Raw genomic sequence first — 18,725 nt, 5'->3', positions numbered from 1 at the left:
TCATGACGCTGCCGAGCCTGTTTCATATGCACCTCGTTTCCGATGCGACCGGTGAAACGCTTGCAGCGATCGCGAAAGCGGCGATCGTGCAGTATCAGAACATTCGGGCGATCGAACACGTGCACCCATTGGTGCGCACCCAGCGGCAATTGAAGCGTGTGCTTGCCGACATCGAAGCCGAGCCCGGCATCGTGCTTTATACTGTCGTCAACCAGGCGCTGGCGGTCGAGCTCGAGCAGCATTGCCAGAAGCTCAAGATTCCATGTCTCGCGATCTTGCGTCCGATCATGCAGGTGTTCGAGAGCTATCTCGGCGCACCGCAAACGCCGACGGTCGCAGGCCAGCACGTTCTCGATGCCGATTATTTCCGGCGCATCGATGCGATGAATTTCACGATGGCGCACGACGACGGCCGGTTGCCGGACAATCTCAGCGATGCGGACATCATATTGCTCGGCATTTCGCGGACGTCGAAAACGCCGACTAGTCTCTATCTCGCGCAACGCGGATACAAGACGACGAATTTGCCGCTCGTTCCGCAGGTGTCGCTGCCCGAGCAACTGTTCCGGCAGCACTCGGCATTTGTGGTGTGTTTGATTGCAAATGTGGATCGAATTGCAGACGTGCGTCGCAATCGCGCGATCCTCATGGCTGACCGGGATCTCGAAACGTATGTCGATCGTGATATGATATCGGCCGAAATCGCCTATACGCGGAAGATCGCCGCTCAATACGGTTGGCCGATCATCGACGTGACGCGACGGTCCATCGAAGAATCTGCAACGATGATCCTGAAGCTCTTAAACGACCGGAAGGCCGGATCAAAACCGGAGACGGACCCGGTCAATGTCTGACGTCACCCGGTTGATACTCGCTTCGGCCAGCATCGCGCGTCGCACGTTGCTCGAAGCGGCGGGTCTCGAATTCGAGGTCATTCCCGCAGAAATCGACGAGACGGCCATTCGGGATGCCATTCTCGAAAAGACATCCGGCGCGGAGGCGGCAGATGTTGCCAGCGTACTCGCGGCGGAAAAAGCCCGCGTCGTTTCCATCGAACATGGGGATGCTCTCGTCATCGGCGCCGATCAGGTGCTGGCGCTCGGCCCTAAGATTTTTTCAAAAGCCGAGAGCGTGAGTGAGGCACGCGAACACCTCGTCATGTTGCGCGGGCGCACGCACGATCTCGTTTCCGCCGTTGCGCTGGCTCGAAACGGGGTCGTTCACTGGCAAACGACATCGACGGCCGCGATGACCATGCGGAATTATTCCGATGAATTTCTCGGCGCCTATCTCAAGCGCGCCGGAGATCGCGTTCTCGGTAGTGTCGGCTGCTACGAATTGGAAGGTTTGGGCGTGCAACTCTTCGAACAAATCGAGGGCGATTATTTCACGATCCTCGGCATTCCGCTGCTGGCGCTTCTCGCGCGTCTTCGCGAAGAACAGATGATCACAGCATGAAGCGGGCCTGTGTCATCGGGTGGCCGATCGCGCACTCGCGCTCACCGCTCATTCATCAGTATTGGCTGCGGACGTACGGTATCGAGGGCACTTATACGAAAGAGCCGGTTCGAGCCGAGGAGCTGCCGCAGTTTCTCGCGTCTTTGAAGGATCGCGGATTTGCGGGTTGCAACGTAACCGTCCCGCATAAGGAAGCTGCGTTTGCGGCTGCCAAGATTCAATCTCCTTCGGCCATCGCGGTCGGCGCCGCGAACACGCTCTGGTTCGAGGGCGATGCTCTGGCCTGCACTAATACCGACACCTACGGCTTCATGGCCAATCTCGATCAGTCGGCGCCACATTGGAAACAGTCGCCGCGCCCCATCATGATCCTTGGCGCGGGAGGATCAGCGCGGGCGGTGATCCATGGATTTCTGGAAGCCGGCCGCGACGACATTCGCGTTTACAACCGGACGGTCGAGCGGGCGCAGGAGATAGCGCGTCACTTCGGCGCGCGCGTTTCCGCTTGGCCTTGGGACGTTCGAAATGATCATATCACGGACGTTTCCGTCATCGTTAACACGACGACGCTTGGCATGAACGGCGCGGGGGATACGGGCATCGATTTTTCTCGGGTACCCAAAGATGCGGTTGTCGCGGATCTCGTTTACGTCCCGTTGGAGACCGGATTGTTAAGCTCCGCTCGCAAATATGGGCTCGTTGGCGTGGACGGGCTCGGGATGTTGCTACACCAGGCTGTCCCCGGGTTCGAGAAGTGGTTCGGCGTTCGCCCGGAGGTGACGCGCGAGCTTTATCGGCTTGTTGCAGAAAATATTCGTGAGGCGTGATGCTTGTCGTTGGATTGACGGGTTCGATTGGCATGGGCAAATCGACCGCGGCGGCACGGTTCCGTGCGCGCGGAATCAGCGTTTTCGATGCGGACGCCGAGGTGCACCGGCTCTACGCCGGTCCGTTGAACGACGAGATCGAGCGGGCTTTTCCGGGATCGGTCGCCGGCGGCGTTGTCGATCGCGGCAAGCTCGCGGCGCAGCTCGTGGCCGACTCTCATCGCTTCAAAGATCTCGAAGCAATCGTGCATCCTCACGTTCACGAGGCGGAGCGTCGCTTCTTGCAAGACGAGAAGACACACGGCGCAGTGATGGCAGTTCTTGAGATTCCGCTCTTCTTCGAGGGCGGGCGCGACGAGCATGTCGACGCTATCGTCGTCGTTACGGCGTCGCCCGAGTTGCAGCGCGAGCGTGTGCTGGCGCGCGCGGGGATGACGGATGCCAGGTTCGAGGCCGTGGTTGCGCGGCAGCTTCCGGAGGACGAAAAGCAATCGCGCGCCGATTTCGTTGTGGACACCAACGGATCGGTCGAAAGCTGCAACAGCCAAATCGATCGCATCATCACTAAGCTACTCCCCCTTAGCGCCACGGCTTACGATAAGTATTGGCGATAATTCTTGGCGCCCGACGGCGTCTCCCGGGGGAAACGGACTGAATGCGCGAAATCGTACTCGATACCGAAACGACGGGCCTCGATCCGAAGAAGGGTCATCGCCTCATCGAAATCGGTGGCGTCGAAATGGTCAATCGCATTCCGACGGGCCGAGAGTTCCATCGCTTCATCAATCCGCAACGCGATGTGCCGCGGGAAGCGCAAGAGATCCACGGGATCGCGACGGAATTCCTCTACGACAAGCCGTTGTTCCGCGATGTCGTGCGCGAGTTTCTGACGTTTGTCGGTGACGACGTTCTCGTCATTCACAACGCCCAGTTCGACATCATGTTTTTGAATTACGAGCTCGGACTCGTCGGCGAGAAGGCTTTGAGCTTCGATCGCGTGGTCGATACGCTCGCGATTGCGCGGCGACGGCATCCTGCGGGCCCGAATACGCTCGACGCGCTTTGCAAAAGGTATTCGATCGACAACTCCCAGCGCACGAAGCACGGCGCGCTCGTCGACAGTTTGCTTTTGGCGGAGGTCTACGTCGAGCTGCTCGGCGAGCGGCAAGCGACGTTCGGTCTGCAGTCGGCGAGCGCTAACGCGTCGGGCAATCAGCGTGGTGGGGCACGGGGTATGGCGGCAGCGGTTCGTCCGCGGCCGTTACCGTCGCGGATCGGGCTGGCGGAGGCCGACGCTCATCGTTCGTTCGTCGAGAAAATGAAAACATCGGCGCTTTGGCTTCGTTTCTGGGGTGAAACGCCGGTCGCCTAGGCTCTGCAGTGAAGCCTGAGATTGATCTCAGGCCGAGATCGCATTCGGGTTTAGGCGTTGGCCCGGCCCGATCCCTGGCTTCGTTGCTGCTGGCGGCTAACATAGAGTGCACCGAAATCGATCGGATCGAGAAGCAGCGGGGGGAACCCGCCTTCGCGCGTTATGTCGGCGACCAGGCGGCGGAGGAACGGGAAGATCATCGCGGGGCCGGAGATCAGAAGAAACGGCTCCAATGCGCCTTCCGGCATGCTTTCGATATTCAACAGGCCAGCATAGACCGTCTCCAGCACGTAAATCGTGCCGATGTTGTTCGTTGCGGTGGCTTTGAACTCGATCGACGTCTCGTAGAGATCTTCGTTGATCTTGTGAGCGCCAACGTTGACCTCGACCTTGACGCTCGGCTGGTCGCCGGCCGACGCAATCAGCTTGTGAACGTTCGGATTTTCGAACGACAGATCCTTGATGTATTGATTGACGATCTTGGCCCGGATCGGATTTTGGCCGTCGGGTTTCTGCGCGGCGGCAGCGCCGTTGCCATTGGTTCCCTGTTCGGCCATCGTGCCCTCTTCAATTCATCTATGGATCGAGAAATTCGGAGCGCGGTCGCTAGCACGTCATGCCCGGGCGCGCAACGGAGAGCGCATCAGTTGCGTCAGCGTCTTGAACGTTCCGAACGCCTCAGTTTCGCGAACGTCTTAGTTTCGCGAACGTCTGGGCTGAACGGCTTTGCCCTGATGCAGCGGGCGTTCGCTTACGCGCTCGTATTCGCCCTCGATGACGACACCCTCATCGCCAGCCGGCGTTTCTCCGGTGCTGGCGCGGAAGGTCTCACGGCTGACCTCGGCCTGATAGTGGAACAGCGTGACAAGCTTCAGGAGCCCGGTCCGGATGACGAGGTGGCGGACTTGAGGGATGAGAAGGCACAGGCCGAACAGATCCGAGATCACGCCAGGAAAGATTAGGAGCAGGCCGGCGAGGACCTGCAAAAATCCATCGAAGAGCGGCGGGAAGCCTTCCCGTTCCGTGCCCAATCGCGACAACGCCCGCTCGAAGACGGAGAGGCCGACCCGGCGAATGACGTAAGTTCCGAGGACTGCGGTGCCGAGAACGATTGCAGCGAGCCACCAGATGCCGATTGTCTGCCCAAGACGGATCAGCAACCCGATTTCCAGCAGCGGGAGGGCCGCGAACGCCAGGATCAGGGCAATTTTGAACGGTTGAGACATAAGCGCTCGCAAAACTATTGCGGCACCTTAGCGCGGATGGGCGTCAGCGGCCATCGACCATCAGGAAGCAGGCCCCCATGTTCAACGATATTCACATTGTGGCGCGGGCCTTGGCCTCCGTAATCCAGTCGTCAAGGGCCAGCGGCGACGGGCGGCAGACGCCGGATGCTTAAGGTGTTATAGAAGTTCTATCTTCAAATCGTCCGTCCGGGCCCTTAGATAAGGGGCCTAGGGTGGCGGGCCATCCAATAGAAGCCTTTTTTGGCACCACGTCACCCGGAGGCGCTGACCTTTAGTATGAACGGTCAATTCGATCTTATTACAATCATTGCTCTCGTCATCGCTGTTGCAGCGATCATCAAGCTTCGGAACGTGCTTGGCCACCGTACGGACGATGACGAGAAGCGCGTCGAGCGGCTGAAAACGCGTGAGCGGGAAGCGGCCCAGCGCCCGGCCACGGAGACGGCTTCGGCTGACGTCATCACGATGCCGCGCCGCGATCGGGAGCCATTAGCTCCTGTGTCCGCGCCTGAAGCCGCTGCGACAAACGCCGAGGCACGCATCAGGGCGTATCCTGTTTCGGATCCCGCTATAACCACCGGTTTCCTCGATATTGCGAAGGCCGATCCGTCGTTCGATCCCGACGCCTTTGTGGCTGGCGCAGGCCGCGCTTACGAGATGATCGTGTCGGCGTTCGCGGAAGGAAACCGCAAGGCGCTGAAGGACCTTTTGAGCAAAGAGGTCTACGACGGCTTCACGGCTGCTATCGCAGAGCGGGAAGCTCGCGGCGAGACGATCGAGCAGCAGTTCGTCGGCATCCGGAAGGCCGATGTTGTCGAGGCGGAACTCAAGAATGGCGTGGCCTCGGTGACGGTGCGCTTCGTCAGCGAGCTGATCTCGGCAACCCACGACAAGGCCGGTGAGGTCATCGCGGGCGACGCCCAGAAGATAAAGGACGTGACCGATATCTGGACGTTCAGCCGCGATATCTCGAACGCCAAGGCTCGGAGCAACCTGAATTGGCGGTTGGTTGCAACTCAGGCTCCAACTTAAGAAAAGATTAACAGACGCGATGTGACCGTGTGGGCGGGTATGCCGCTTCACACGGAAAAGCGTCATGCGTTGGTCAGGCACCTCAAGGGCGTTCAGCCCGCAATTTTTCAACCCCGTTCGTCTCGTCACGCTGTTATTCTCTCTCGTATCGATGCAGATTGCGCACGTTCCCGCGTTCGCAAAAGCACCGTCCGATAAGTCTCAGAACAAAGCACAGTCGCGAATGGCTTCGAACCCAATCTCCTTCGAGCCCATTTCGTTCAACGATCTTCCCGCCTGGGAAGAGGACGATCATCTCGCTGCCTGGAAGGCGTTTCTGGCGTCATGCGGGCCCTTGCTGAAAGCGGGCCCGCGCGAGCCGACGCCCGGAAGTGCCGGTTCACCGCAAGAGCTTCTCGATGTTTGCTCGCGGGCCGTTGCGTTGTCGAAGTCGAAGACCCCGCAAACGCGGCAGGGCGCCCGGCAATTCTTCGAGGCTCATTTCCAGCCCAATCGGGTCGTGGGGAACGACCACGATGGTTTGCTCACCGGGTACTTCGAGCCGGACATCAAAGGTTCGCGGACGCCGGACAAGACCTTCAAGGTGCCAGTCTATCGACGGCCGCACGACCTCGTGAATATGGTTCCGGAAAGCGAGCGCGGTTCCAAGTCGGCAGCCCTCACGCATCAGCGCAAGACTGACCGTGGCTTGGAGCCCTATTTTACGCGCACCGAGATCGAGGAGGGCGGACTCGAGGGCCTGGGTCTCGAGCTCTTTTACCTCAGGGACGCGGTCGACGTTTTCTTCATGCAGGTCCAGGGGTCCGGGCGTATCGAATTGCCGAACGGCGACAAAGTTCGGATTACCTATGACGGCAAGAACGGTTACCCCTATAACTCAATCGGACGATTATTGATCGATGAAGGTCATCTAACGGCGGATGAGATGTCGTTGAAGTCTTTGAAGAAATGGCTGAAGGCCGACAAAGACCGGGCGAAACCCGTTATGCGGAAAAATCATTCCTACGTTTTCTTCAAAGAGCTGTCGGGCGAGCAAGCCAAGGCGCCGATGGGCGTTCACTGCATTCCTCTCCAGCCTTTGCGAAGTCTCGCTGTCGATACGACGTATTACCCGATCGGGATTCCGATCTATGTCGACGCTCCGCAAATCACGCATGCAACTCCATCGCGCGAATTTCACAGGCTGATGATCGCCCATGACGTCGGCTCGGCGATCAAGGGATCGGAGCGTGGCGATATTTTCTTTGGTTCGGGCGATGCGGCGGGCCGGCTTGCGGGCGTGACGAAGCACCCAGGCCACCTTTACGCGCTGCTGCCCCTTGACGGCTCGCACGCTCATAAGACTGCGAGCGATGGGCCGTGAAAAAGCAGAGTGGCGGGGGCAAGGGGCGGGGATCGGCCGACGACAACGATCTGGATCAAGAAATCTGGCGGCACACCGCTGCAACGATCGAGCCTTTGAAACGCGCCAAGTCTCGCTTCCATCCCGCGAGCGATGCCCTAAAAGCCGGCGGCAAAGCGGCCGGCGTTCCGAAGCCGAAGGCGTCCGCCGAGCCCGAGAGACTGCCGGTCAAGCCGCGTTCGACGCCCGCTCATCCCGAAATTTCGCGTCCGAAGCCGTCGCTCGCGAAAGCTCCTGACCTTGCGCTCTTCGATCGCAACAGCGTGCGGAAATTGCGCGGCGGCCGGACAGAGATCGAAGCGCGCGTCGACCTTCACGGCATGCGCCAGGACGAAGCCCACGTGGCGCTGCGAAGCTTTCTCTTCAGCTGCCAACGGCGCGGCTTGCGGTTCGTTCTCGTGATCACCGGCAAGGGCAAGACGAACGGCAAAGCCGTTTCGGAAGAGGGGTACGGGGAGCGGGAGCGCGGTGTTCTCAAGCGCAACGTTCCGCGTTGGCTCGATGAGCCCGAGTTGAGGGCAATCGTCGTCAGTTTTACGGTGGCCGCCATCCAGCACGGCGGCGAAGGCGCGATGTACGTTCATCTGCGTTCGAAGAACCGGGCCTGACTTAAAAGCAAGTTTCCTGAAGCTTTTGCAGCGCCTGTCCGATGCCGTTCAAGGAGTAGGTGTCGGTAACGTTGGCGCCGCGATCGGAGGAGATCGCGATCGTCATCGTGTTGCCTTTCCGCATGGCCTCGACGAGCTTCAGTTCCTGCGTGGAATCGCCGACGTAGGCCCGATCGCTCGCGCCGAAAAGCCTGAAGCCGGCCGGGCTGACGGTCGCTGTGCCCTGCGCGAGTTTCTTGATGCGGAATCCCATGAGGAAGCTGACTTCGGCGCGGATGCCATCCTTGGGCCACGCTGAGATATAGGCCCGTGGGGCTTCGCGGGGCGTGTCCTGCGGCTCGCTCGTTTTCGGTTCGCTCGTTACGAAGCAGAAGAGGTGCGGGTCATTGGTGTCGGCCATCACGACCCAGTCGCCGAAGGTCATTACGCGGGTCATCTGCTCTGCACCGAGAGCGGGCCTCGGCGCTGGGCTCAACGCGACGAGACCAAGAAATAGAACAAACAAAATGCTCCGCACATTCTGCTTCCCCATCAAGGTCCCCCCTCACCGATCGGGCGATCGGCGAACCGCGCCAAGCTCCTCATGCGATCGTACATCACAATCGCGCCGGCCATCGCGACATTGACGCAAAAGGACGTCGGGATCTTGACGACATAGTCGCAGCGCTCGATCAGCGGTTCGGAGAGCGAACCAAGCTCCGGTCCGAGCACATATGCCGCTCGAAGGGGATGACGAAAGCTCGGCAGGTCAATCGCGTCGTCGAGAAGCTCGATGCCGACGAGCTTGCAGCCGCCGGGCAGCGCCATTTCGTCGAGGGTCGACCAATTGTAGTGGGGCAGGTGCAATTGGCTTTTCGACGTGTCAGCGTGAGCTTCCTGGGCCTTATAGGTGGCGCCGACGGTAAAGGTGAAGCTCGCGCCGAAGGCGTGCGCCGAGCGCATCAGATTGCCGAGGTTCAGCGACTTCGACATCCGCTCGGCTCCGATTGCGAAATAGCCCTTCGGGTGCGGCGGCCATGTGGTCGCTTTTCTTGACATTGTGTTCTGCTCGTGTGTGTCAGAGGGATATGCAGCGAGTGGGACGTCACACATGAAAGCAGCTCTTTGCAAGAGCCTTGACGGGGCAAAAAGTCTCGCCGTCGAAACACTGCCGGAACCGGTTGCGGGACCGGGGCAGGCCATCGTTCGGGTGGCGGCCGTGGGCCTCAACTTTGCCGATACGCTGATCACGCGGGGCAAATACCAGTTCAAGCCGGAGTTGCCGTTTTCGCCTGGGGCGGAGATTGCGGGCGTCGTCGAAAGCATCGGCGAGAACGACACGGGCATTTCCCCCGGTCAAGCCGTCATGGCGTACGTCAATTGGGGCGGGGCGTCGGAGAAGATCGCCGTCGATGCCGATCAGCTCATTCCTATTCCCGACGGCGTGGCGGTGACGGTCGCGGCGGGGCTTTCTGTGACGTATGGCACGGCGATGCATGGGCTTGCCGATCGCGGCCGCATGCAGTCTGGAGAGACGGTCGTCGTGACGGGTGCTGCCGGAGGCGCGGGTCAAGCTGCCGTCGAGATCGCCAAGCTCATGGGTGCTCGCGTGATCGCCGTCGTCTCGTCGGAAGACAAGAGTGCGATTGCTAAAGCCGCAGGCGCGGATGACGTGATCCTGTTTCCGGGATCGGATCTCAAGGCGAAAGTTCGTTCGCTGACGAACGGCGACGGTGCCGATGTGGTCTATGATTGCATCGGCGGAGACGCGTCCGAACCACTGGTTCGAGCGCTCAACTGGCAAGGCCGGTTTCTGGTCGTCGGATTTGCTGCGGGGGACATTCCAAAGATCCCTCTCAATCTGCTGTTGCTCAGGGGCGCGGAGATATCCGGTGTTTTCTGGGGCGAGTCCGTGAAGCGCGATCCTACTGGGCATCGCCGCAACATGGAGCAAATCTTGCGCTGGGTGCGCGACGGGCGCCTGCAGCCGCGCATCCACGGTATTTACCCACTTGAGCAGATCCGCGAAGCGCTTGAGGTTCTGGAGCGGCGCGAGGCGACCGGTAAGGTCGTCCTGACGATGTCGTCATAGGCGACGCTCACTACCAGCTGGCTTCGCTGTCGTCGGCGAGAAACCCAAATCCGCGCATGGGAAAACAATCTTCGATCCCATAGGGCCCGCCGCCGACGCCGGGCCGCGACGACATCAACACGGTTCGCCCAACAAAGAAGGGTTCAGAGCGATAGCCGCCGTGACTCGATAGAAAACGAGCGACGACGTCGGCGTTGGAGTGCTTCAATCTTGCGAGCGTGACATGTGGTTTGAACGCGCGCGTATCGGGCGGCAGGCCCGCATTGCGCGCGGCTTTCTCGTGTGCGCGCGCTAATTCCTCGAGTTCGGGGCGGAGTTCAACCGCGGCGAAAATCGATCGAGGATCATCGCCGCCGAAGGCGCCGAGACCCGAGAGGCGGACTTCGAATCCATCAGGTTCGATCATGTTGAGGTTTGCGGTGAACTCGCGTGCTTGCGCATTGCCGATATCGCCGCCGAATCTCAGCGTGATGTGATAGCTCTCGGGCTGCAGCCAACGCGCGCCGGGCAGCGGCACACGCAGGCGATGCAGCTCTTCGCGGATATCGTCCGGCAACTCGATGGCGGTGAACAAGCGGGGCATCGGAATGTCCTTGCTCGCAAGAGGGGCGAAGGCGCCGTTATTTTTTCTGCGCTTCCTTTTGCTCGACGCTTGCGACGAGCGCTTCGGCGTCGGGCATGATGCGCTTGACGACCTCGGCGACACCGGCTGCAGTCGGGTGCAAGCCATCAGGCTGCGTGAACGATCGATCCAAGGCTACGCCCTCGAGGAAAAAAGGGTAGAGCGGAACGGCGTATTTCGAGGCAAGGTCCGGAAATATCGCGTCGAACGATTTTGCGTACTCGTCGCCCCAATTGTTCGGTGCCTTCATGCCGGTGAGGAGGACCGGGATACCCTTGTCTTTCAAAGCGGCGAGCATCTTGTCGAGATTGGCGCGCGGCACTTTCGGATCGATGCCTCTGAGTGCATCGTTGGCGCCAAGCTCCAGGATCACCGCATCGGGTTTGGGGTCGAGCGCCCAGTCGAGCCGCGACAAGCCGTCGGACGTCGTGTCGCCAGAAACGCCGGCATTGACGACGGTGACCTTGTGCCCCTTCGCCTCAAGCGCCATCTGAAGCTGCGCGGGGAACGAATCAGTAGTTTTGACGCCATAGCCGGCGGTAAGACTATCTCCGAAGGCAACAATCGTCGCCGGTCGCCCTTGAGCGGCTACTGGGGACGTCATGATGGGAGTGGCCGTGGAGGCAAAAATCGTCATGAGGCAGAGTGCCGCCTTCGCAAACCATGGCCTTGGCCGGGCCTCCAGATACTTGCGGGGACCAAGGGAAAATCCATCGTTCATTTTTCGGCCCCACACATCACGCAATTCATGAGCTGACGTAGAGGCTCGATACGCACGGTACAAGGCCGCCACGACAACGGCCATGATAACACAGGGCATCTTAGCTTGAGCGAACCCATCATCAAACTCGACAATGTGCATCTCTCTCTGACGAGCCGCGCAGGTCCAGTCCATATTCTCCGCGGTGTGTCGCTTGCGATCCCTCATGGGCAGTCCGCGGCGATCGTCGGGCCATCGGGGTCCGGCAAGACATCGCTGCTCATGACGATGGCGGGGCTCGAGCGGGCGACAAGCGGTGAGATCAACGTATCAGGGCGGAGCATCGGGCCTTTGTCCGAGGATGAGCTTGCCATGCTGCGCGGCGCGCATATGGGCATCGTGTTTCAATCATTTCACCTTGTCCCGACGATGACGGCGCTCGAGAACGTCGCTTTGCCGATGGAACTCGCAGGCGACAGCAAGGCTTTTGAGACGGCGCGCGGTCTTTTGGACGAGGTTGGGCTCGCGGCGCGCGTCGAGCATTTTCCGGCGGAACTCTCAGGCGGCGAGCAACAGCGCGTTGCCATCGCACGGGCGCTCAGCCGTTCGCCCGAGATCATTTTTGCCGACGAGCCGACGGGCAATCTCGACGGTCGAACGGGGCGACAGATCATCGATTTGCTTTTTGGTCTGCGCGAGCGCCGAAACGCGACGCTCGTGATCGTCACTCACGACAACAAGCTTGCCGCGATGGCGGATCGCATCATCCGCATGGCGGATGGCGCGATCGTATCGGATGAGCGGACTGGCGTCTCCGATGCGGGTTCCGGTTCCGCGATGCACGCGGTGTCGTCGTGACGGTGTCGGCGCTGGAAAGCGCCCTACCGCAACCGCGCGCCGGATTGCGCACGATCGTGCGTCTCGGTTTGCGTGAGCTTCGCAATGGGTTCGACGGGTTCCGGATCTTCATCGCCTGCCTGGCGCTGGGCGTGATGGTGATCGCCGCGGTCGGTGCGCTTGCGGATGCGTTGCGTGCCGGGCTCGCGACCCAAGGCGAGGTTATTCTCGGCGGCGACGTGATGTTTGCGCGTGCGCACGTGCGGGCGGCTCCTGCCGAGCGGGACGTATTCCAAAGTCTCGGTCAGGTGAGCGAAACCGCCACCATGCGGACGATGGCGCGCCGTCTCGATGGATCGGATCAGGCGCTGGCGGAACTCAAGGGTGTCGACGGTCTCTATCCGCTGGCGGGCGACGTCACGCTCAAGAGCCCCGGCTCGTTTGCCCATGCCATCACGGGCGACGGAGTCGTCGCCGACGCGATGCTTCTCGATCGCCTGGGGCTCAGGGTCGGCGACAAGATGCGCCTCGGTGAAGCCGAGGTCGTGGTCGGAGGCACTCTCGATAACGAGCCCGATGCCGTCGCGGACCGGATGACCTATGGGCCAAGAATTTTCGTCTCTCTTGAAACGCTTGAAAAGACGGGCCTCGTCAAGCCTGGCACGCTGATACGCTGGCGTTATGCGATCAAGCTTCCAGCGAACGCCGCGAGCGACCGGCAAGCGCTCAGCGAGTTGCGGAAAGACATCGCGCTAAAGATTCCCAATGGCGGCTTCACGAGCGGCGACCGTTTCGATCCTTCACCACAGATCACCAGGGTGCTCGAGCGGCTGCGGCAGTTCCTCATCCTCATCGGACTTGCGTCGCTGCTCGTCGGCGGCGTCGGCATTGCCAATGCGGTTTCGACGTTCATCGACAAGCGGATGAAAGTGATCGCGACGCTCAGAAGCGTTGGCGCGTCGGGCGCGCAGATCATGGGAATTTTTCTCGTTCAGCTCGGGCTGATGACCGCGATCGGTATCGCGATCGGTTTGGCGTTGGGCGTTGCCGTTCCGTCGATCATCGATGCGTTCTACGGAGATCTTTTGCCGGTCCGCATCAATGTTCAGGTTTCGCCGCAGAGTTTGGGGATTGCCGCGCTCTACGGCGCCATCATTGCGTTGCTGTTTGCACTCTGGCCGCTTGGGCGCGCCGAAAATGTGCGCGCGAGCGTCCTCTTTCGCGATTCCGTCAACTCGCCCGGCGGCAGACCCCGCCCAGCGCTCATCGCGATCATGGGCGTGCTGGCCGCTCTTCTCGTCGGCGTCGCGGTCCTGACGTCGGAGCCGCGTTCAATCGCTCTCTACGTCGTCGCGGGCCTCGTCGTCATGCTGGCGGTGTTTGGATGGCTCGGCGGCTATCTCTCGCGTCTCGCCGGCCGGCTGCCGCGACCTCGGCGGCCCGAACTTGCTCTTGCCCTGCGCAACATCGCGTCGCCGGACGGGTTGACGCGGTCCGTCCTCTTGTCGCTTGGCACGGGTCTTTCGTTGCTGGTCGCGGTGGGGCTTGCCAATGCTGCTCTCGTCGCCGATCTCCAGGAGCGGCTGCCGGCCGAGGCGCCCGACTACTTCCTTCTCGATATTCCGCCTGCCGACTTCGAAGGGCTCACGGCGCGCGTTACGCAGCATGTGCCCGGTGCGAAGCTCGTCGAAGCGCCGATGCTGCGGGGCCGGATCGTTGCGATAAAGGGGAAGCCGGTCGAAGAGCTGACATTCCCGGCAGACGCGCAATGGGTTTTGAACAGCGACCGAGGGCTCAGCTATGCCGATACCGTTCCGGAGGGGTCGACGGTTTCGAGCGGCACCTGGTGGGATAAGGACTATTCCGGGCCACCGCTCGTCTCGTTCGAGGGCGAGATCGCCAAAAAACTCGGCATCGGCTTGGGCGACAGCGTTACGGTCAACGTGCTCGGTCGCAATATCGACGCCAAGGTCGCAAGCCTGCGCGACGTCAAATGGGAAAGCATCGCCCTGAACTTCATCATGGTCTTCTCGCCGAACACACTCCGGGCGGCCCCGCACAATCTGCTGGCGACAGTTCGTTTGCCGCATGGCGGCCCGCCAGGGCCCGAGTCAGACATGGTGCGGGATCTCGGGAAGGCCTATCCGAGCGTCAGCGCGATCAGGGTTCGCGACGCAATCGACCAGTTCAGCAAGATTTTTGCTAAGGTCATGGTCGCCGTTCAGGTGGCGGGCAGCGTCACATTGACCGCAGGCGCGCTCGTTCTCGCGGGCGCTTTGGTAACCGCCCAGCGCCGCCGCATTCTGGAAGCCGTCATCTTGAAAACGATTGGTGCCCGCCGGCGGCAGATCCTCGAGGTTCACGCCTGGGAATATGCGGTTCTTGCCGCCATTGCCGCGCTCGTCGCCATTGGGCTCGGAAGCGCCGTCGCCTGGGTTGCGGTCACGCGGGTCATGGAACTAGACTACGTCTTCTCTCTCAGTTCCATCGGCATCAGCCTTGGGCTGGCGGGGGCCATGATTGCCCTATTCGGTGGCATTGGCACTTGGGCTATCCTGCGGGCGCCCCCGGCGCCGTACCTGCGCTCGGAATAAAAGACTAACCCCTTTTGTTTACGGGGCTTGAAAGCAATCAGATGAAATAACATATGATTGCGCGGGACCCGGCGACTGGCCGGACACAATACGAGGATACGAGACCATGGCTGAAGTTTTTACGCGACCAAATAGCCCGTACGGCGGCGCACGGACATCTGGCGCGATCGACCAGGGGCTGCGCTCGTTCATGCTCGGCACCTACAACTATATGGCGCTTGGCGTCGCCGGCACGGCCGTCGTCGTCATGCTCTTGATGGCTAACCCGCAGGTCATGGCGGCGATTGCCCTCGGCCCGATGAAGTGGGTGGTGTTCGCGGCCGTTCTCGGCCTCGGCTTTTTTGCGCCGCGTCTTTTCTTCGGCGGAAGTGACGTTCTCGCGCACGGCGCCTACTGGCTCTATTGCGCTCTCTGGGGTGCTTTGATCGCTCCGATGGTGTCGCTGTACGTCGGCATGGGCATGGCTGGCATCGTCGGTCAGGCGTTCTTCATCGCTGCTGCGATGTTCGCCGTGACGAGCCTCATCGGCTACACGACGAAGAAGGACATGACGGGCTGGAGCGGCTTCCTGTCCATGGCATCGATCGGCCTGATCGTCGTCATGCTCGGTAGCTTCTTCTTCATCAACGATGCCGGCACCAGCAAGTTGGTGAGCATGGGTATCTCGGCTGTCGTCGTGTTGCTCTTCTCGGTCATTACGGCCTTCGAAACGCAGGCGATCAAGTCGATGTACATCGAGCAGGCGTCGTACGGCAATGAAGCCCAGCTGAAGCGCTCGTCGATCTTCGGCGCCTTCATGCTCTACGGCTCGTTCGTGACGCTGTTCATCCACATCCTGAATCTCTTGGGATTGGCGAACCGCGAGTAACGACTAACCGCCGAGACTCATCTGAATTGAGAAAGGCCCCGGTTTTCGGGGCCTTTTTTGTTGGGCGCTCTTTTTGATTGGCACTTCCGACTCCCGTTCCGGGAGCCGGCCGAAAGTGCGGATGAGATCAGCGGATCTTAGGCTCCCACGACGCCCGGGCGATCTTCCAGGACGCTGAGGACGCGTTTCAAGTCCTGACCACGCTTCATAATCAGGCCGCCCGCCGCGATGACGCTGTAGGCGCCCTGCTTCCGGGCTAGGCGCAAGTCTTTCTCGATGCGGTAGAGCGGATATTCGCTGGCTTTGCGGTAAACGGAAAAAACCGCCTTATCGCGGAGGAAGTCGATGGCGTAATCGCGCCAGACTCCGGATGCTACCTTTCGGCCGTAAAGATCCAGAATTGCGGTCAGCTCGTATCGATCAAAAGTGGTACGGCGACCGGGCTCCGAGGCGGTATCGGGTGCCCCAAGCTTGCCCGCAGGCCGCGGGCGAAAAGCTATCGGTTCGGTTGTCTCGCTCAAACGGTCTTGTCCATCGTTAGCCTCTTAAAGATCGCGCCAACGCTCGAGGAATGCAAGAGAGCAAGGTTGATAATCTTATGACCCAGAATTGCATGGCCGGGAATTCAACGGGCAGTGCACGGAAAGACCCTCAGGCGGACAAATTCGCGACTCCGCGGAGGCCACAAACAGCCGTAATAAAACGCAATAAAGATAACCGTTGCCTTTGGATCAAGCTTCAAAGGACCGGCTCTGGACTCATAGCCCCCCAGCCCCCCGGGGCCACAGTTTCGAGGTTGGGTTCACAGGCAACTCTTCCCCTCCTGCGTTTTGGCTCCCCGTCCAAGACGAACTTCTTTCCCCTGATCGTCCTACTTCCGGAGGATCGGCCCAAAAGGCCGATCCTCCGGCTTTATTCATTGCGACTGTTTCATTAGTTGTCGCGCGCTTTTGTGCGTATATAAAGTTACATAGCGGGGAAGATTAGAGATCGATCTCAGGATGATAGCAAAGCGCAAGGCGGCTCCGAAGCCGCGTTCCAAGCCCAGTATCAATCCACTCATGGCGAAGTGGAACGGCCCGTTTCAGATGCCGCCGTTCGCCAAAATAGAAGCGCGCCATTTCAAACCGGCCCTCAATGCCGCCTTTCGCGAGCACAAGGCCGAGATTGAGAAAATCGCGAAAAACCCGGCGAAGCCGACATTCGCCAATACCATCGTGGCTTTCGAGAAGAGTGGCTGGCAGCTGTCACGGGTCGCGTCGGTTTTCTGGAATCTCGAGGGGTCCGATTCGACGCCTGAGTTTCAGGAAATAGCGCGCGAGATGGCGCCGCGATTTGCGGCCCATGAAACGCAGATCCTGCTCGACAAGCGCCTCTTCAAACGCATCGACGATCTTTATGAGCGGCGTGACGCGTTGAAGCTCGGCGAAGAAGATCTGCGCGTTCTCGAACGCCATCACCTAGAGTTCGTCCGTTCGGGCGCGCGGCTTTCGGCGGCGGACAAATCGCGCGTCAAAGAAATCAATGCACGGCTCGCGACGCTCGTTACGCAGTTCATGCAGAACGTGCTCAAGGACGAGCAGTCGTGGCGGCTCGTTCTCGACGGCGAGAACGACCTCGCGGGTTTGCCCGACACTCTGAAAGAAAGTGCCGCGCGCGCTGCTGCCGATGCGGGCTTCCAGGGTAAGGCGATGATTACGCTCGCGCGTTCGAGCGTCGAAGGATTTCTCACGTATTCGAGCCGGCGCGATTTGCGCGAGCAGGCTTTCAACGCGTGGACGCGCCGCGGTGCGCATGACGGCGAGACTGACAATCGCCAGATCGTCGCCGAGGCGGTGGCGCTGCGCGGAGAATACGCGCGGCTGATGGGCTTTCCTTCGTTTGCCGAATTCAGCTTGCAAGACACGATGGCGAAAACGCCCGGCAGGGTCGATGAGCTTCTTCGCGCCGTGTGGGAAAAAGCTGTCGTGCGCGCGGGCGAAGAGCGCGATGCGCTTGCAGCCGAAGCCGTCAGCAGCGGCGATAACACAGAGATCATGCCGTGGGACTGGCGGTATTATTCCGAGCGCGTGCGCAAGGCAAAATACGATTTCGATGAATCGAAGTTACAGCCCTATCTAGAGCTCGATCAGATGATCCGCGCGGCGTTCGACACGGCGTCGCGCTTGTTCGGTCTGAAGTTCCAGGAGCGCAAAGATCTGCCGCGCTATCACCCGGAAGTGAGGGTGTGGGAGGTGCTCGACAAGAAGGGCGCCCACGTCGGCATTTTCATGGGCGATTATTTCGCGCGTCCGACGAAGCGTTCGGGCGCGTGGATGTCGGCATTCCGCGCGCAGCACAAGCTCGGGAAAGGCCAGAGCCCGATCATCGTCAACGTGCTGAACTTCGCGAAGGGCGGCGAGGGCGAGCCGGCGCTTCTGTCGTTCGACGATGCGCGCACGCTGTTTCACGAATTCGGACACGGGCTGCACGGGTTGCTTTCCAACGTGACCTATCCGTCGATTTCCGGGACGTCGGTGTCGCGGGATTTCGTCGAGCTGCCGTCACAGCTTTACGAGCATTGGCTTTCGACGGCGGAAGTTCTCGAAAAGCATGCGCTGCATTACAAAACCGGAAAGCCGATGCCGAAGGTTTTGCGGCAGCGGCTAGCTGCGGCGCGGAATTTCAATCAAGGCTTCGCGACGGTCGAATACACGTCGTCGGCGCTCGTCGACATGGCGCTCTATTCGGCGGAAACGGCATCGATTGCCGACGTCGAAGGCTTCGAGCGTGTGGCGCTCGCGCAAATCGATATGCCGAAAGAGATCGTAATGCGGCATCGTCTTCCGCATTTCATGCACATCATGTCGGGCTACGCTGCTGGGTATTACAGCTATCTGTGGTCGGAAGTGATGGACGCCGACGCATTCGCCGCGTTCGAGGAAACCGGAAACGTCTTTCATCCGGGCACGGCGAAGAAGCTTCACGAGTTCATCTACTCGGCTGGAAACCGGCGTGATCCGCACGCGGCTTATGTGGCGTTTCGCGGACGGCCGCCAAAGATCGATGGTCTGTTGAAGAAGCGCGGGCTCGCCGCTTAAAGGGGTC

The 18,725-nt window shown here is 60.4% G+C and carries 20 protein-coding genes; 13 read left to right on the top strand and 7 right to left on the bottom strand.

What is annotated here, in order from left to right:
• Positions 1 to 2 precede the first annotated feature (2 nt).
• The 5 genes from AC1DK3_RS16005 to dnaQ are packed head-to-tail and all read left to right on the top strand — an operon-like array spanning position 3 to position 3,657.
• Entirely contained in the window at positions 3 to 854 is an 852-nt protein-coding gene (locus AC1DK3_RS16005) for a pyruvate, water dikinase regulatory protein (RefSeq protein ID WP_477193244.1), read from the top strand.
• Complete coding sequence (locus AC1DK3_RS16000; protein ID WP_477193243.1) at positions 847 to 1,458, top strand: Maf family protein; 612 nt, start codon at positions 847 to 849, stop codon at positions 1,456 to 1,458. The genes AC1DK3_RS16005 and AC1DK3_RS16000 overlap by 8 nt, the downstream gene beginning before the upstream one ends.
• Entirely contained in the window at positions 1,455 to 2,285 is an 831-nt protein-coding gene (locus AC1DK3_RS15995) for a shikimate dehydrogenase (protein ID WP_477193242.1), read from the top strand. The genes AC1DK3_RS16000 and AC1DK3_RS15995 overlap by 4 nt, the downstream gene beginning before the upstream one ends.
• Positions 2,285 to 2,899 (top strand): dephospho-CoA kinase, encoded by a 615-nt coding sequence (gene coaE, locus AC1DK3_RS15990; protein WP_477193241.1) that lies wholly within the window; start codon positions 2,285 to 2,287, stop codon positions 2,897 to 2,899. The genes AC1DK3_RS15995 and coaE overlap by 1 nt, the downstream gene beginning before the upstream one ends.
• A 41-nt stretch (positions 2,900 to 2,940) precedes the next feature.
• Positions 2,941 to 3,657, top strand: coding sequence for a DNA polymerase III subunit epsilon (dnaQ, locus tag AC1DK3_RS15985; protein ID WP_477193240.1), 717 nt, complete (start codon positions 2,941 to 2,943; stop codon positions 3,655 to 3,657).
• A gap of 50 nt (positions 3,658 to 3,707) precedes the next feature.
• Here the strand turns inward: dnaQ and secB are convergent, their stop codons facing one another.
• Positions 3,708 to 4,214: a protein-export chaperone SecB gene (secB, locus tag AC1DK3_RS15980; protein ID WP_477193239.1), complete on the bottom strand. Its 507-nt coding sequence runs from the start codon at positions 4,212 to 4,214 to the stop codon at positions 3,708 to 3,710.
• 138 nt (positions 4,215 to 4,352) lie between these two features.
• The gene (locus tag AC1DK3_RS15975; RefSeq protein WP_477193238.1) at positions 4,353 to 4,883 is read right to left on the bottom strand and encodes an FxsA family protein; all 531 of its coding nucleotides are present in this window, start codon (positions 4,881 to 4,883) and stop codon (positions 4,353 to 4,355) included.
• A 297-nt stretch (positions 4,884 to 5,180) separates the two neighbouring features.
• Between AC1DK3_RS15975 and AC1DK3_RS15970 the strand changes: the two genes are divergently transcribed.
• The 3 genes from AC1DK3_RS15970 to AC1DK3_RS15960 all read left to right on the top strand — a co-directional run bounded on the left by AC1DK3_RS15970 (position 5,181) and on the right by AC1DK3_RS15960 (position 7,946).
• A complete protein-coding gene (locus AC1DK3_RS15970) occupies positions 5,181 to 5,936 on the top strand; it encodes a Tim44/TimA family putative adaptor protein (RefSeq protein ID WP_477193237.1) in 756 nt (251 codons plus the stop codon).
• Positions 5,937 to 6,000: 64 nt separating this feature from the next.
• Positions 6,001 to 7,299 carry a murein transglycosylase A gene (mltA, locus tag AC1DK3_RS15965; RefSeq protein WP_477193236.1) on the top strand — a complete coding sequence of 433 codons (1,299 nt, stop codon included), beginning with the start codon at positions 6,001 to 6,003 and terminating at the stop codon, positions 7,297 to 7,299.
• On the top strand, positions 7,296 to 7,946 hold the full coding sequence (locus AC1DK3_RS15960) for a Smr/MutS family protein (RefSeq protein WP_477193235.1): 651 nt from the start codon (positions 7,296 to 7,298) through the stop codon (positions 7,944 to 7,946). The genes mltA and AC1DK3_RS15960 overlap by 4 nt, the downstream gene beginning before the upstream one ends.
• Before the next feature lies 1 nt (position 7,947).
• On the opposite strand, the gene AC1DK3_RS15955 is transcribed toward AC1DK3_RS15960, so the two are convergent.
• Both AC1DK3_RS15955 and AC1DK3_RS15950 read right to left on the bottom strand, forming a co-directional pair.
• Complete coding sequence (locus tag AC1DK3_RS15955; protein ID WP_477193234.1) at positions 7,948 to 8,478, bottom strand: invasion associated locus B family protein; 531 nt, start codon at positions 8,476 to 8,478, stop codon at positions 7,948 to 7,950.
• Positions 8,478 to 8,984 (bottom strand): RNA methyltransferase, encoded by a 507-nt coding sequence (locus AC1DK3_RS15950; protein ID WP_477193233.1) that lies wholly within the window; start codon positions 8,982 to 8,984, stop codon positions 8,478 to 8,480. The genes AC1DK3_RS15955 and AC1DK3_RS15950 overlap by 1 nt, the downstream gene beginning before the upstream one ends.
• Before the next feature lie 52 nt (positions 8,985 to 9,036).
• Between AC1DK3_RS15950 and AC1DK3_RS15945 the strand changes: the two genes are divergently transcribed.
• Positions 9,037 to 10,017: an NADPH:quinone oxidoreductase family protein gene (locus AC1DK3_RS15945; RefSeq protein ID WP_477193232.1), complete on the top strand. Its 981-nt coding sequence runs from the start codon at positions 9,037 to 9,039 to the stop codon at positions 10,015 to 10,017.
• Between the two features lie 10 nt (positions 10,018 to 10,027).
• Here AC1DK3_RS15945 and thpR read toward each other — a convergent pair whose 3' ends face one another.
• Entirely contained in the window at positions 10,028 to 10,600 is a 573-nt protein-coding gene (gene thpR, locus AC1DK3_RS15940) for an RNA 2',3'-cyclic phosphodiesterase (protein ID WP_477193231.1), read from the bottom strand.
• Positions 10,601 to 10,637: 37 nt separating this feature from the next.
• A complete protein-coding gene (locus AC1DK3_RS15935) occupies positions 10,638 to 11,360 on the bottom strand; it encodes an arylesterase (RefSeq protein ID WP_477193230.1) in 723 nt (240 codons plus the stop codon).
• 105 nt (positions 11,361 to 11,465) lie between these two features.
• On the opposite strand from AC1DK3_RS15935, the gene AC1DK3_RS15930 reads away from it, so the two are divergent.
• From AC1DK3_RS15930 to AC1DK3_RS15920, 3 genes are all read left to right on the top strand, one after another.
• Positions 11,466 to 12,197, top strand: a complete 732-nt coding sequence (locus AC1DK3_RS15930) for an ABC transporter ATP-binding protein (RefSeq protein WP_477193229.1) — start codon at positions 11,466 to 11,468, stop codon at positions 12,195 to 12,197.
• Positions 12,194 to 14,770, top strand: coding sequence for an ABC transporter permease (locus AC1DK3_RS15925; RefSeq protein WP_477193228.1), 2,577 nt, complete (start codon positions 12,194 to 12,196; stop codon positions 14,768 to 14,770). Before AC1DK3_RS15930 ends, AC1DK3_RS15925 begins: the two co-directional genes overlap by 4 nt.
• Positions 14,771 to 14,876: 106 nt before the next feature.
• On the top strand, positions 14,877 to 15,638 hold the full coding sequence (locus AC1DK3_RS15920; protein WP_477193227.1) for a Bax inhibitor-1/YccA family protein: 762 nt from the start codon (positions 14,877 to 14,879) through the stop codon (positions 15,636 to 15,638).
• A gap of 137 nt (positions 15,639 to 15,775) precedes the next feature.
• On the opposite strand, the gene AC1DK3_RS15915 is transcribed toward AC1DK3_RS15920, so the two are convergent.
• Entirely contained in the window at positions 15,776 to 16,159 is a 384-nt protein-coding gene (locus tag AC1DK3_RS15915) for a DUF2794 domain-containing protein (protein WP_477193226.1), read from the bottom strand.
• 480 nt (positions 16,160 to 16,639) lie between these two features.
• Here AC1DK3_RS15915 and AC1DK3_RS15910 point away from each other — a divergent pair, with 480 nt between their 5' ends.
• Positions 16,640 to 18,718: a M3 family metallopeptidase gene (locus AC1DK3_RS15910; protein WP_477193225.1), complete on the top strand. Its 2,079-nt coding sequence runs from the start codon at positions 16,640 to 16,642 to the stop codon at positions 18,716 to 18,718.
• The last annotated feature ends 7 nt before the right edge of the window (positions 18,719 to 18,725 follow it).

The sequence above is a fragment of the Hyphomicrobium sp. 01T421 genome (genome assembly GCF_056398805.1).
The sequence above is the reverse complement of the archived record's forward strand: the minus strand, read 5'-3'. Positions and strand labels throughout refer to the sequence as shown.